The 13,540-nt window shown below is 63.9% G+C and carries 11 protein-coding genes; 3 read left to right on the top strand and 8 right to left on the bottom strand.

Annotated features, from left to right (window positions below; all coding sequences use genetic code 11):
- Window positions 1-9: 9 nt before the first annotated feature.
- The 7 genes from E4Z66_RS13550 to E4Z66_RS13520 form a co-directional block, all read right to left on the bottom strand.
- Window positions 10-1,527 carry an ABC transporter ATP-binding protein gene (locus E4Z66_RS13550; RefSeq protein WP_136463551.1) on the bottom strand — a complete coding sequence of 506 codons (1,518 nt, stop codon included), beginning with the start codon at window positions 1,525-1,527 and terminating at the stop codon, window positions 10-12.
- The gene (gene xdhC, locus E4Z66_RS13545) at window positions 1,524-2,267 is read right to left on the bottom strand and encodes a xanthine dehydrogenase accessory protein XdhC (RefSeq protein WP_136463550.1); all 744 of its coding nucleotides are present in this window, start codon (window positions 2,265-2,267) and stop codon (window positions 1,524-1,526) included. Before xdhC ends, E4Z66_RS13550 begins: the two co-directional genes overlap by 4 nt.
- The gene (xdhB, locus tag E4Z66_RS13540) at window positions 2,264-4,555 is read right to left on the bottom strand and encodes a xanthine dehydrogenase molybdopterin binding subunit (protein WP_136463549.1); all 2,292 of its coding nucleotides are present in this window, start codon (window positions 4,553-4,555) and stop codon (window positions 2,264-2,266) included. Before xdhB ends, xdhC begins: the two co-directional genes overlap by 4 nt.
- The gene (gene xdhA / locus E4Z66_RS13535; protein WP_136463548.1) at window positions 4,552-5,934 is read right to left on the bottom strand and encodes a xanthine dehydrogenase small subunit; all 1,383 of its coding nucleotides are present in this window, start codon (window positions 5,932-5,934) and stop codon (window positions 4,552-4,554) included. The genes xdhB and xdhA overlap by 4 nt, the downstream gene beginning before the upstream one ends.
- A 131-nt stretch (window positions 5,935-6,065) precedes the next feature.
- Window positions 6,066-6,524 (bottom strand): SRPBCC domain-containing protein, encoded by a 459-nt coding sequence (locus E4Z66_RS13530; protein ID WP_136463547.1) that lies wholly within the window; start codon window positions 6,522-6,524, stop codon window positions 6,066-6,068.
- A complete protein-coding gene (locus E4Z66_RS13525; RefSeq protein WP_136463546.1) occupies window positions 6,521-6,880 on the bottom strand; it encodes an ArsR/SmtB family transcription factor in 360 nt (119 codons plus the stop codon). The genes E4Z66_RS13530 and E4Z66_RS13525 overlap by 4 nt, the downstream gene beginning before the upstream one ends.
- Before the next feature lie 94 nt (window positions 6,881-6,974).
- Complete coding sequence (locus E4Z66_RS13520; RefSeq protein WP_168797802.1) at window positions 6,975-7,643, bottom strand: FkbM family methyltransferase; 669 nt, start codon at window positions 7,641-7,643, stop codon at window positions 6,975-6,977.
- A gap of 103 nt (window positions 7,644-7,746) precedes the next feature.
- On the opposite strand from E4Z66_RS13520, the gene dnaE reads away from it, so the two are divergent.
- Both dnaE and E4Z66_RS13510 read left to right on the top strand, forming a co-directional pair.
- The gene (gene dnaE / locus E4Z66_RS13515) at window positions 7,747-11,244 is read left to right on the top strand and encodes a DNA polymerase III subunit alpha (protein ID WP_136463544.1); all 3,498 of its coding nucleotides are present in this window, start codon (window positions 7,747-7,749) and stop codon (window positions 11,242-11,244) included.
- Window positions 11,245-11,348: 104 nt separating this feature from the next.
- The gene (locus E4Z66_RS13510; RefSeq protein ID WP_136463543.1) at window positions 11,349-12,410 is read left to right on the top strand and encodes a hypothetical protein; all 1,062 of its coding nucleotides are present in this window, start codon (window positions 11,349-11,351) and stop codon (window positions 12,408-12,410) included.
- Between the two features lie 2 nt (window positions 12,411-12,412).
- Here the strand turns inward: E4Z66_RS13510 and E4Z66_RS13505 are convergent, their stop codons facing one another.
- Window positions 12,413-12,607: a SlyX family protein gene (locus tag E4Z66_RS13505; RefSeq protein ID WP_136463542.1), complete on the bottom strand. Its 195-nt coding sequence runs from the start codon at window positions 12,605-12,607 to the stop codon at window positions 12,413-12,415.
- Between the two features lie 58 nt (window positions 12,608-12,665).
- On the opposite strand from E4Z66_RS13505, the gene E4Z66_RS13500 reads away from it, so the two are divergent.
- A complete protein-coding gene (locus E4Z66_RS13500; protein ID WP_136463541.1) occupies window positions 12,666-13,463 on the top strand; it encodes a crotonase/enoyl-CoA hydratase family protein in 798 nt (265 codons plus the stop codon).
- Window positions 13,464-13,540: the final 77 nt, after the last annotated feature.

Raw genomic sequence — 13,540 nt, 5'->3', positions numbered from 1 at the left:
TGGGATGTGTCAGACATGCGCGACCTCCATTCCGTGGGCACCGCCGAGCATCAGGCCGATTTCTTCGATCGTCAGGCCAGCGGTGTCGCGCGGATCGGACAGCCGGCCTTCGTTCAGTGCGGCAAACCGGTCGGAGATTTCCATGAGTTCATCCAGATCCTGGCTGATGACGATGACCGTGCCGCCAGCGGCTGCGAGGTCCAGCAGTGCCTGGCGGATGGCGGCTGCGGCTGCGGCGTCGACGCCCCATGTAGGTTGGTTGACGACGAGCACTTTCGGGTCTTGCAGGACTTCGCGCCCCACCACGAATTTTTGCAGGTTGCCGCCGGACAGGGCACGTGCGGCGTTGTTGGGGCCGGGGGTGCGCACATCGAAGCGGGCGATGATCTCTTCCGCGAAGTTGCGGGCCGCGCGCCAGTCGAGAAAGCCGTTGCGTTCGAGCCCCCGTCTGAGCGAGCCGGTGAGCATCGCGTTTTCCGTCAGGGTCATGTTTGGCGCGGCCGCATGCCCCAGCCGTTCTTCGGGAGCGCAAAGCAGGCCTTTGGCCCGCCGCGACCGGGGACCGCGCGCGCCGATGTCTTCGCCAAAGAGCCAGATCCGTTTGCCGGGCGCACGGGTTTCACCGGACAGGGCCTGCAGTAATTCGTCTTGTCCGTTGCCCGCGACGCCGCCGATGCCCATGACCTCGCCGCTGCGCACTTGCAGGGAGATGTCGCGCAGGGGCATGCCGAAATTCGATGGGGCGGGCATCGACAGCCGTTCCAGCTCCAGGGCGACCAGCCCGTGGCTTTTGCCCGACCGCGCGGGGACGGAGAGGCCTTTGCCCACCATCAGTTCGGCCATTTCACGCGCCGTGGCGTCGCGTGGGTTACACTTGCCCACCACCTTGCCGCCGCGCAGGATCGTCGCGCTGTTGCACAGCGTGCGGATTTCTTCGAGCTTGTGGGAAATATAAAGGATCGCTGTCCCTTCGGCGCTGAGTTTGCGCAGGGTCTGGAACAGGATTTCAACCTCTTGCGGCGTCAGGACCGAGGTCGGCTCGTCCATGATCAGCAGTTTGGGGTCTTGTAGCAGGCAGCGGATGATTTCGACACGTTGACGTTCCCCGGCGGACAGATCGCCCACTCGCCGCGACGGGTTGAGCGGCAGACCGTAGGTTTCCGACACGTCCTTGATGCGCTGGGACAGATCGCGCATCGCTGGCGGGTCTTCCATACCCAAGGCAACGTTTTCCGCCACGCTGAGCGCGTCGAAGAGCGAAAAATGCTGGAACACCATGGCGACCCCGGCGGCGCGTGCGGCGCGCGGCTCTTGCGGGTCATAGGCGGCCCCGGCGAGCGTCATGTTGCCGGAATCGGGTTTGACCAGCCCGTAGATCATCTTGACCAGCGTCGACTTGCCCGCGCCGTTTTCGCCTAGAAGCGCGTGGATTTCCGACGGGGCGATTTCCAGTGAAACGTCGTCATTGGCACGCACACCCGGATAGGCTTTGGTCAGACCGTCAAGTCGGATGAGCGGTGTGGTCATGCGGTGCCGTTCCCTGCTGTTCGCGTCTTTAGTAGCGAAGCCGCGACACCAAGGGCAATGGCTTGCGGGTGTTTGCCAAGGCTCGGATCGCCGATTGGGCAGGTTATGCGGCTGATTTCGGCGTCTGAATGACCGAGCGCGCCAAGCCGCCTGCGGAAGCGGGCCCATTTGCTGGCGGAGCCGATCAGACCCGCAGAAGCAAATACATGCCGCAGCAGGGCGTCGCAGAGTTTGAGGTCGATATCATGGCTGTAGGTCACGATGATGTGGTGCGCGGCCTTCGGTGCATGGGGCACGGCGGCGGGGGGATCGACGGCGACCAGCGGGGCCGCGGTCTGCGGCAGATCATCGGGCAAGCGTCCGGGCGCAGTATCCACCAGCGTGATCGCGAAATCGGGCAGGGGGGCAAGAACCCCCAGCACGGCGCGCCCCACATGGCCCGCGCCCCAGATCCATAGCGGTGCGCCGGGGGGCTGGGCTGGGGCCGCTTCGGCGCGGAATTCCAGCGTCACGACACCGCCGCAGCATTGGCCCAGATCGGGGCCCAGCGGAAAGGTCCGGATGGCATGGGTTTGGCCGTCCGCCAGCATCTCGCGGGCGATGCGGGTCGCCTCCCATTCCAGCGCGCCGCCGCCTATCGTGCCGCTTTGGGCCGCGCACCCGACAGACATGGATGTGCCGACCTCACGCGGGGTGGAGCCGCGCGTTTCAGTGATCGTGACGGTGATTAGGGCGCTCACGCGCGGGTCCGGGCGATGGCGCGGCACAGCTCTTCTGGAGTCGCCGGGGCGCTGAGGCGTGGATAGCGCGCGCCGCAGCTTGCCGCCGCATCGGACAACGCAAGAAAGGCGGAAATGCCCAGCATCAATGGCGGCTCGCCCACCGCCTTGGAGCGATAGACCGTGTCCGCCCGGTTGCCTGCATCGAACAGCGCCACGTTGAAGATATCGGGCTGGTCGCCAAAGCCGGGGATCTTGTAGGTGGATGGGGCATGGGTGCGCAAAGCGCCGCGTGCGTCCCAAACCAGTTCCTCGGTCGTCAGCCACCCGGCCCCCTGTACATATCCGCCTTCGATCTGGCCGATATCCAGCGCCGGGTTCAGCGACGCGCCCGCATCATGCAGGATGTCGACGCGGGTCAGGCGGTATTCGCCCGTCAGCGTATCAAGCAGCACTTCGGACAGGGCACAGCCATAGGCGTAGTAGAAGAACGGGTGGCCTTGCCCCTTGATCCGATCCCATTTGATGTCGGGCGTCTTGTAAAAGCCGGTCGCAGAAAGGCTGACCCGTTCGGTCCAGGCCAGATGGGCCACCTCGGCAAAGCTGTATTCAGCGCCGGGCGTGGTGACTTTGCCACCGGCAAAGGTGACCTGCGCCGGGGTGCATTGGTGCTTTTCGGCAAGCAGGCGGCTGAGCCGGTCGCGGATTTCGTCGCAGGCGACCTGCACCGCCATGCCATTCAGATCCGAACCGGAGGACGCCGCTGTGGCGGATGTGTTGGGCACCTTGCCGGTATCGGTCGCGGTGATTTTCACCGACTCCAGCGGGATGCCGAACCGGGCGGCGGCGACTTGCGCGACCTTCTGGTTCAGCCCCTGTCCCATCTCGGTGCCGCCATGGTTCAGATGGACAGAGCCATCCATATAAACATGCACCAACGCGCCCGCCTGATTGAGATGCGTCAGCGTGAAGGAAATACCGAACATCACGGGCGCATAGGCCAGACCGCGTTTCAGCACGGGGCTTATGTCGTTGAACTGGCGCACGTCTTCGCGGCGCTGGGCATAATCGGCGCTGGCCAGCAATTGATCGGTCATCTCATGCAGCAAGAAACCCTGCACGGGTTGGCCGTAATGCGTTGTCTGGTCCGCTGCGCCGTTTTCCCCGTCCGGGGCATAGAAATTCCGCCGCCGGACTTCTATAGGATCAAGGCCAAGATGATGGGCGACGTGATCGATGACACGTTCCATGCCAATGACGCCTTGCGGGCCGCCAAAGCCGCGAAAGGCGGTGGCGCTTTGCGTGTTGGTGCGCAGCCGGTGCGATTCGACGCGCATGTTTTCAAGGTGATAGGCATTGCCCGCATGGAGCATGGCCCGGTCGGCCACCGGCAGGGACAGGTCCATCGACCAGCCGCAGCGGGTATATTGCACGAAGTCCAGGCCAAGGATGCGCCCGGTCTCGTCAAAGCCGCAGGTATAGTCGATGCGGAAATCATGCCGTTTGCCGGTGATCAGGAAATCATCGTCCCGGTCATAGCGCATCTTGCAGGGGCGGCCCGTCGCCTCTGCCGCAACGGCGCAGGCAATGGCCAGATGGTTGCCCTGACTTTCCTTGCCGCCGAACCCGCCACCCATGCGGCGCGTTTCGACGCGTACCGCATGCATCGGCACCCCAAGCGCGTCGGCCACCTTGTGCTGAATTTCTGTCGGATGCTGGGTCGAGGAATGGACCTGCGCGCCGCCATCTTCCGTCGGCAGGACCAGAGCGGCTTGCCCTTCAAGATAGAAATGCTCTTGCCCGCCAATATCGAAGCTGGCCTCGAGCCGGTGCGGCGCGGCCGCGATCGCGGTGCCGGCATCGCCGGTTTGATAGATGCGCGGGCCTTCTTCGAACCGGCTGCCCTGCGCCAGTGCCTCGTCGATGGTCAGGATCGGCGTGGTTTCCGCGATCTGCGCCTTGCCCAGACGTGCAGCCCGGCGCGCGTTCACATGCGTGTCCGCGATCACAAGAAACAGCGGCTGGCCAAGGTAATGAACCGCGCCGTCACATAGCAGCGGCTCATCATGGGCAGAGGGGCTGCAATCGGCAGGACGTTTGAGATCGGCATGGGTCAGCACCGCGACTACACCGGGCGCAGCCCGCACGGCGTCAAGGTCCAGCCCTTCAAGCTGCCCGGCGGCGGTTTGCGACAGGCCGAAGGCAAGGTGCAGCGTTCCGGCGGGCGTTGGGATATCATCGACATAGCGTGCCTCCCCGGTGACATGCAGCCGGGCGGAATCATGCGGGCGGGAGGTTCCAACGGTCATGCCCGCACCTGCACGTCTTGCCCCTGATCTTCCAGCCAATAGCGCCACAGCATGTTCTGCGCGCTCGACAGCCGATAGGCCGCCGAGGCGCGCATGTCCGATAGCGGCGTGAAATCGTTTTGCAGCGCATCCATCGCGCGGCGTATCGTTGCCTCGGACCAATCGGCCTCCACCAGCGTGTCCTCCGCCGCAGCGGCGCGCGCCGGAATTCCGGCCAGCCCGCCAAAGGCCAGCCGCGCAACGGTGATCTTGCCCCCCACGGTTTCGATCCAAATGCAGCCACACACGGCCGAGATATCCTGATCGAAGCGCTTTGACAGTTTATAGCATTTCAGCCGGTCAGCGCCGGTCTTGGGGATGCTCACCGCCTCGACAAATTCGCCGGGCGCGCGGTCCTGTTTGGCGTAGTCCAGAAAGAACGAGGCCAGCGGCAGGTGCCGCCGCGTGTCGCCGCGTCGCAAGTGCAAAATCGCGTCCAGCGCCATCAGCGCGGGCGGGCCATCCCCGATGGGTGATCCGTTGGCGATATTGCCGCCGATTGTCGCGGCGGCGCGCACCTGCGCAGACCCGTAGCGTCGGATCATGGCCGCGAAAGAGGGGTGATGCGCCTCCATCACCGGCTCCAGATCGGCCAGCGTGGTCATCGCCCCGATATGGATACTGTTTTGCTCTTCGCGGATGCCTTTGAGATCGGCGCAGCGGTTCAGAAACGCGATCTGGCCAAGATCGCGGTGTTGCTTGGTCACCCAAAGCCCGACATCCGTCGCCCCGGCGATCAGCGTGGCCTCCGGATGGTCCAGATACCATGCTGCAAGTTCCGCCGCGCTTTGCGGCTGAACGGCAGCCGGGCCAGCACCGGTGCCTGCGTCTTGGCCCGTGATCGGCGCGGGCGGCGTGTCACGCATATGCTCCGGCACAACGGCGCCCTCCGCCGCGCGGGCGGCGCGCAGGATCGGGGCATAGCCGGTGCAGCGACACAAATTGCCCGCCAGCGCAACTGCATGGTCGGTGCCGCCATTCAGGTGGTTGCAGGCCATCGTGGTGATAAAGCCGGGCGTGCAAAAGCCGCATTGCGAACCGTGATGGTCGATCATCGCCTGCTGAACTGGATGCAATGCGCCGCCGGGTGCGGCGATCCCCTCGACCGTGCGCACAGCTTTGCCGTTCAGTTGCGGCAGGAACAGAATACATGCGTTCAGCGGCTCTGCGCCGTCTTCAGATGTCACCATCACCGAACACGCGCCGCAATCGCCTTCGTTGCAGCCTTCCTTGGTGCCGGTGAGGCCACGTGTCTCGCGGAGCCAGTCAAGCAAAGTGACCGTTGGGTCGGTCACTGTGGTCTCCACGGTCTCTCCATTGAGAAGAAACCTGATATTCATGTCGCGCCTCGCCGCGTTACCGATGCCCGAAGGGAAAAGCGCCTTGCCGATGCGGCGTAGACAGGGCGCGGGCGGTAGAACTTCCGAAAGCTAGCGGGCGAGGGGCGGGGTTGGCAAGGGGGTCAGTCGCGTCACGCGGGCGCGCGGGCAGCAAGCGCCGCCAGATTGTTCAGGCCCGCCTCCCATCCGCTGTGGAACTCGGCCCCGGCCTCCGGTCCGACGAAAGAGGACACCGCCACGGTAACCGATAGCCGTGCGCCGCCCGCTTCGGGCGAAACCCGGTAGGTCACAAGGCTTGTGGCGATGGTTTCCCCGGCGACATGTACGGTTTCGGTAAAGACCGCATCGTGCGGCGCATCCAGCCGATACCAGCGCGTCGTGACCTCGAATTCCGGGGCATCGGCGGGGCCGCATCGATGGCGTTCCTCTGCGCCGACGCGCAGATCGCTGGTAATGACGGTCAACACCGTGCCTTCGCTGGGCGCGCCCCACTGCTCGCGCAGTTTGGCGTCCGTCAGCAATTGCCATAGCCGTTCCGGCGGGACGGGCAGGCTGCGGTGCAGATCGAATTGGTGGGTGTCGGTGGTCATGTGTCCGTTCCTTTTTCGGGGGGGGGCGGGTCGCCCGAGGCCTCAAGCTGCGTGGCAAGCTGCTCCAACCGGTCAAGCCGTGCTTCCCACATCGCCTTGTGCCGGGTCAGCCAGTCTTCGATGACCGCAAGCGGAGCGGCTTCGATATGGACGACGCGCACGCGGCCTTTCTTTTCGGATTGGACAAGCCCGCTGCGCTCCAGCACGCCCAGATGGCGCATGAAGGTCGGCAGGGCGATGTCATGGGCTGCGTGCAGATCACCGACCGTCGCGGGGCCTTTGGTCAGGGCCTCGACCACGGCGCGCCGCGTCGGGTCAGAGAGTGCGGAGAATATGGAATCGAGTTGGTTAGCCATGAAGCTAAGTTTCGGCGCGTGAGGGCGCATTGTCAAGACACTTAGCTGATGTGCTAAGTGAATCCGCGCTGCGACCCATCGCCGTGCGGCGCATTTAGCCCTCGGGTTGATACAGCCAGTTGATCCCGTCGTGATGGATGTCCTTGTAGCCCATCGACAAGAGACGACGATGCGCCGCAAGGGGGTCTCCCGGCTCGTCCTCTTTCACCTCCATCATGATGAAGGGACGGCATGTTTCGATGGTCTGCTGCGCGCCGATCAGGGCTTTTTCCTCATACCCTTCGATATCCAGTTTGATCAGCGCGACATCGCTGCGCCCGAACGCATCAAGCGGGACGGCGGGAATATTGCCCTTGCCGTTGATCTTGCTGGTAATCGACCGCCGCCCCCATGCCCGGCCCATGCTGATATAGTCGCGTTGGTCGCCCACGGCTGCCATATAGGGAATGACCCGCGGCAACAGACCCCAGTCATGCACATTCGCTTCAAGGCAGGCAAAGGTGTCGGGCGCAGGTTCCAAGCTGATGACGGTGCCGAAATGCGCGGCCATCACGCGCGTATAGGAACCGACATTCGCCCCGCCATCGAAGGCGGACATATTGGCAAGGTCCAGCTCCGGCGCAGTTTTCTTGATGGTTTCGATCGCGCTTTCGATGGGGCCGACGCGGCCTCTGCCATCGGCGAAATCACGCGCCACCTTGTTGCGGTTCCGTGTGCCGCGCACATCTTTGGACGGAACCCAGAACTCGCCCACTTTTTCCATGCTGTATGCCTCCCTCAAGCCGGGGCGCAGATTAGACCGCTGCGCCGCCTTGGGCAACATGCGCGGGCTGGTATGGACGCCCTGCCGCAGCTATGGTCCCGGCATGACCAGTGCTGCCCGATTCATCCATCTTCGCACCCATACCGAATACTCCCTGCTGGAAGGCGCGCTGCGGCTGAAAAAGCTGCCCGACCTGTGCCGCCAGATGGGGATGCCCGCTTTGGCGCTGACCGATACGAACAACATGTTCGCCGCGCTGGAATATTCTGTCACGCTGTCGGGCGCGGGCATCCAGCCGATCATCGGCTGTCAGGTCGATCTGGCCTATCACCAGCCGGAACCGGGCGAGAAACAGCGCGACCCGGCGGCGGTGGTTCTGCTGGCGCAGTCCGAGGCCGGGTATGAAAACCTGATGAAGCTCAACTCCTGTCTCTATGTCGACAAGGGCGGGCAGTTGCCACAGGTCACGCTGGAGGAGTTGGAGCAATATTCAGGCGGCATCATCTGCCTGACAGGTGGCCCCGAAGGTCCGGTCGGGCAATGGCTGCAAGCCGGGCAACGCGCCAAGGCCGAGGCGCTTGTGACGCGGCTTGGCGCGGCCTTCCCAGACCGGCTTTATATCGAGCTTCAGCGCCATCCGGGCGAAAACGGCCAGCCCGAGGCCGAGAAACTGACCGAACGCGGCCATGTGGAGATCGCTTATGCGATGAACCTGCCGCTGGTCGCGACCAATGACGTCTATTTCCCGGACGCCAAGATGTACGAGGCGCATGACGCGCTGATCTGTATCTCGGAAGGGGCTTATGTCGACCAGCAAGAGCCGCGCCGCCGCCTGACCAACCAGCACTATTTCAAGACCCCGGCAGAGATGATTACCCTGTTCGCGGATCTGCCCGAAGCGATCGAGAACACGGTTGAGATTGCGCAGCGCTGCGCCTTCATGACCTATCGCCGCGATCCGATCCTGCCCAAATTCGCCGATGACGAGGTCGCCGAACTGCGCCGCATGGCGAATGAAGGGCTACAGGCCCGGCTGGCCGTGATCCCCCATGCGGTCAGCGTGGAAGAATACCAGGAACGGCTCGATTTCGAACTGGGCATCATCGAAGGGATGGGGTTTCCGGGCTACTTCCTGATCGTTGCCGACTTCATCCAATGGGCCAAGGATCACAATATCCCGGTCGGGCCGGGGCGGGGGTCTGGTGCGGGCAGCCTTGTGGCGTATGCCTTGACGATCACCGACCTTGATCCGCTCCGCTATGCGCTGCTGTTCGAACGGTTCCTGAACCCCGAACGGGTGTCCATGCCCGACTTCGATATCGACTTCTGCATGGACCGCCGCGAGGAAGTGATCCGCTATGTTCAGCAGAAATACGGACGCGACAAGGTGGGGCAGATCATCACCTTCGGTGCGCTTTTGTCGAAAGCGGCGGTGCGCGATATCGGGCGCGTTCTGCAAATGCCTTATGGTCAGGTCGACCGTCTGTCGAAGCTGATCCCGGTGGAGGGGGTGAAGCCTGTCTCCATCCACAAGGCGTTGCAGGATGAACCGCGCCTGCGCGAAGAGGCCCGCAACGAAGAGGTCGTGGACCGGCTTCTGACCTATGGCCAGCAGGTCGAAGGGCTGTTGCGCAACGCCTCGACCCACGCGGCGGGTGTCGTGATCGGCGACCGGCCGCTGGACGCGCTGGTGCCGCTGTACCAGGATCCGCGATCCGACATGCCCGCCACCCAGTTCAACATGAAATGGGTCGAACAGGCCGGGCTTGTGAAGTTCGACTTCCTTGGCCTCAAGACCCTGACGGTGATCCAGAACGCGGTCGACCTGATCCTGAAGGGCGGGCGGCAGCTTCACATCGCTGCCGATGGCACGCAGCTTTACGAACCCGCCGACGGGGCGGAAAACCAGATCAACGCAATCCCGCTGGATGACGAGGCGACCTATAAGCTTTACGCCGCGGGCAAGACCGTCGCCGTGTTCCAGGTGGAAAGCTCTGGCATGATCGACGCGCTCAAGCGGATGAAGCCGACCTGTATCGAGGACATCGTGGCGCTTGTGGCGCTGTATCGTCCCGGTCCGATGGAAAACATCCCGACCTATTGCGAGGTCAAGAACGGCCAGCGCGAGATCACGTCGGTTCACCCGCTGATCGACCACATCCTTGAAGAAACCCAAGGCATCATCGTTTATCAGGAACAGGTGATGCAGATCGCGCAGGTCATGGCGGGTTACAGCCTTGGCGGCGCGGACCTGCTGCGCCGCGCGATGGGTAAAAAGATCAAAGAGGCGATGGACGCCGAACGCCCCAAATTCGAAAAGGGTGCGGCGGAAAACGGGGTCGACGCGAAGAAAGCCTCCGAAGTTTTTGACCTGCTTGAGAAATTCGCCAATTACGGCTTCAACAAATCGCACGCGGCCGCCTACGCGGTGGTGAGCTACCAGACAGGGTGGCTCAAGGCGAACCACCCGGTGGAATTCATGGCCGGGGTCATGAACTGCGATATCCACCTGACGGACAAGCTGGGCGTTTACTTCGAAGAGGTGAAGAAGGGGCTGAAACTGCCTTGGGCGCCACCTTGCGTGAACCGGTCCGAAGCCGTGTTCGACGTGCAGGACGGCGTTCTGATCTATGGGCTGGGCGCTTTGAAGAATGTCGGTGTGGAGGCAATGAAGCTGATCACCGAAGGACGCGGGGACAAGCCTTTCGTCAATCTCTTTGACGTGGCTCGGCGCGTGGACCTCAAGCGCGTGGGCAAACGCCCGCTGGAGATGCTGGCGCGCGCCGGGGCGTTTGACGTGCTCGACCCGAACCGGCGACGTGTCTTTGACAGCCTTGATCCGCTGGTGGCCTATTCGGCAGCGATCCACGACCAGAAGAACTCCAATCAGGTATCGCTGTTCGGCGATGCGGGCGACGACCTGCCAGAGCCGCGCTTGTCGCCAGTGCAGGATTGGCTGCCCGCTGAACGCCTGTCCGAAGAATTCAAGGCGGTTGGCTTTTACCTGTCGGGGCACCCGCTGGACGATTACATGGCAGCGTTGCGCCGCAAGGACGTCAAAACGCTGGAGGAAATCCACCAGAAAGCCGAACGCAGTCCGCTGGTGGCCAAGATCGCCGGCGTCGTGTCCGGCCTGCAAATCCGCAAATCCGCGCGCGGCAACCGTTTTGCCTTCTGCCAGTTGTCGGACCCGTCGGGGGCCTATGAGGTCACGCTGTTCTCTGACACGTTGGAGGCCGCGCAGGATCACCTGACCACCGGCGCGCAAGTCGTCGTCACGGTCGAGGCGACAATGGAATCCGATCAGTTGAAACTGCTGGGCCGTTCCGTCGCGCCGATTGACGGGGTGGTGGCCGATGTCGGCGGAATGGGGCTGAAGGTTTTCATCGACGAAGCCCGCGCGGTCGCGTCTGTCCAATCGGTGCTGGCCGGTGCGCGCGAAGCCGTCGCCCGCGCCGCGAAGGGCCCTGTGCAGTTCTGCGTCATGGCCGGGGATCTGGGCGAGGTCGAAATGACCTTGGGCGAAGAATTTCCGGTGACACCGCAAATCAAGGGCGCGATCAAATCGCTGAACGGCGTGGTGGACGTGCAAGACATATAAGCGCCGTATCCTGACGCAGCGTCCCGCCTGCGCGCCGGGGCGTAGACCTGTCGTTTACTTTTTGTTAAGGTTCTTCAACAAAAAGACGCAGGGACTTGGGTTCATTGAAAAATGCTGTGCTTCTGACGGTGGGCCTCGCCGTTCTCGCCGGATGTGCTGACCCGCTGGCGCGGGTTGAGAAACTGTCTGACGTGAAGCTGGCCGAGGATCAGCCCGTGCGCGGTGCGCTGGCCTCTGCCGATGATGTCCAAGCCGAAGGCGGTCTGCTGCGCCGTCTGATCCCGGGGCGCCCGGCAGAGGCAACGGCCCGCGCGGACGAAGCGGAGGTGAACACCGCACCGCAAGCCACTGACACGTCAGGGGAATCCACCGCCATTCTTGCCACGCATAACGGCGCGGAGGCTGTCCCGGAACGCTCCGCCACGCGGGGTGTGGCGGGTTGGCTCGTGCGCCGCGCCACGGGCGGTTCCGTCCCTGACGACGTGACGCCGGACCCGGCACCCGACACCGAACTGGCCAGCCTGCAAGGCGACGTCGCCACAGACGCGGCGCCTTCCGAACCGGTCACGGCCCAGCCGCAAACAGACGCGCAAACAGATGGGCCCCAACGCTCCGGCGGATTCCTTGGTGGTTTGCTCGCCGGGGACCGCACCACACGGGCGCAGCGCCATGAAATCGAACTGCCAGAGGTCCGCTACGGCGAAACTTTGCCGTTTGGCCGTGTCGCCCGCGCCTGCGAAGCGCGGCACAAACCAATGGGCCGAGAGATCGCCAAGGCCGGAAGGCTGGGTGCCTACACGCTGATCGACAGCGCCCCGGAAAGCACTGGCCCGCGCAGTTTCTACGTGACCGGTTTCGCGGATGGCTGCCCGCGCCAGTTCACCGCCGCACTGGCGATGTTCGGCGCGCCCAGCATGCATGAAAAACTGCGCTATGGCCGACCGTCCAAGACGTACCCCTATAGCGGCACGGATGAAGCCTATGAAAAGGTGAAATCCTCGGTCTGCAAGGTGAAACGCAGCGCGCCCTGCGGCGCAAAGATCGAACAGCTGGAACGCGACACCGTGTTCATTACCGCCTATGAACGGTTCACCGACAATGGCCGCTGGTCGGATATCCTGCTGCATGACGGCGCAGTGGTCGCCGCGGCCTTCAAGGCGCCCTGAGCTTAATAGTGGGGCGGGCGTTCATCGCCCAGAACCACCCCCCCCGGCGCTTCGGATTCCCGTTCGGCCTCGCGCAGGATCAGCCGTTCGACCTTGGTCCGCAGGCGGTCGATTTCCTTGTCCTGACGCGCGACCACATCAGACAGATCGTCGACGATCCGCGTCAGATGGGCGAGTTTTTCCTCGATGGCTTGCATGGCGGTCTCCGGCAGGGTTCTGTGGCAGATGTGGAGGATTGCCGGCAAGGAGGCAAGTATGGATATCACCATCGAACAATCGGGGCGGGTGCGCATCGTGACGCTGAACAGGCCGCACGCGCGCAACGCGGTGCATCCGGGTATGGCGCGGGCGCTGTTCGACGCCTTCACCGATTTCGAGGCCGATGACGATAGCGATGTGGCGATCCTGACCGGCGCGGGGGGCACCTTTTGCGCGGGGTTCGATCTGAAAGCGGCAGCAGGCGGTGAGGGCGCAGAGTGGATCGAGGCGCTGGATATTCCCGACGGCTGGCATCCGGCGCGCCAGCCGATGCCGGGGCCGATGGGGCCAACACGCTTGCGGCTGAGCAAGCCCGTGATCGCGGCGGTTGAAGGCCCGGCCGTGGCAGGCGGGTTGGAGCTTGCCGCTTGGTGCGACATGCGCGTGGTGGCGAAGTCGGCCTATTTCGGAGTGTTCTGCCGCCGCTGGGGCGTACCCCTGATCGATGGCGGGACCGTACGGCTGCCGCGCATCGTCGGACAAGGCCGGGCCAATGATATGATCCTGACGGGCCGAAGGGTCTGGGCGGGCGAGGCGCAGACTATGGGGCTGGCCGACCGGGTCGTCGAAACGGGCACCGCGAAAGAGGCCGCCCTGGCGCTGGCAACATCTCTTTTGGAGTTTCCGCAAGGCTGCATGATGGCGGATCACGACTCTGCCCGGATGTCGCCCGAAGACCTTGCCGCGGCGCTGATGCGCGAATGGAAAAGCGCGGCCATGGTCCGGGCCGAAGGCGTTGCGGGCGCCAGCCGATTTGCCGCAGGCGCGGGCCGTGGCGGCGCGGGGGTAGGCTGAAGCCTACCCTACGGGATGTGGCCAAGTCGCGCCCAAGCCGCCGGCGCGCCCGCCAATCCCCCATCATCTGCGCCGCA

The organism is Aliishimia ponticola (genome assembly GCF_004803475.1).
In the GTDB taxonomy this organism is placed as follows: Bacteria; Pseudomonadota; Alphaproteobacteria; order Rhodobacterales; family Rhodobacteraceae; genus Aliishimia; species Aliishimia ponticola.
The sequence above is the reverse complement of the archived record's forward strand: the minus strand, read 5'-3'. Positions and strand labels throughout refer to the sequence as shown.

Bases quoted from the DNA above. Each gene is read 5' to 3' on its own strand.
- E4Z66_RS13530 (WP_136463547.1), bottom strand. From the start codon at position 6,524: ATGACCACCGACACCCACCAATTCGATCTGCACCGCAGCCTGCCCGTC.
- dnaE (WP_136463544.1), top strand. From the start codon at position 7,747: ATGACCAGTGCTGCCCGATTCATCCATCTTCGCACCCATACCGAATAC.
- E4Z66_RS13550 (WP_136463551.1), bottom strand. From the start codon at position 1,527: ATGACCACACCGCTCATCCGACTTGACGGTCTGACCAAAGCCTATCCG.
- E4Z66_RS13525 (WP_136463546.1), bottom strand. From the start codon at position 6,880: ATGGCTAACCAACTCGATTCCATATTCTCCGCACTCTCTGACCCGACG.
- xdhA (WP_136463548.1), bottom strand. From the start codon at position 5,934: ATGAATATCAGGTTTCTTCTCAATGGAGAGACCGTGGAGACCACAGTG.
- xdhB (WP_136463549.1), bottom strand. From the start codon at position 4,555: ATGACCGTTGGAACCTCCCGCCCGCATGATTCCGCCCGGCTGCATGTC.
- E4Z66_RS13500 (WP_136463541.1), top strand. From the start codon at position 12,666: ATGGATATCACCATCGAACAATCGGGGCGGGTGCGCATCGTGACGCTG.
- E4Z66_RS13520 (WP_168797802.1), bottom strand. From the start codon at position 7,643: ATGGAAAAAGTGGGCGAGTTCTGGGTTCCGTCCAAAGATGTGCGCGGC.
- E4Z66_RS13505 (WP_136463542.1), bottom strand. From the start codon at position 12,607: ATGCAAGCCATCGAGGAAAAACTCGCCCATCTGACGCGGATCGTCGAC.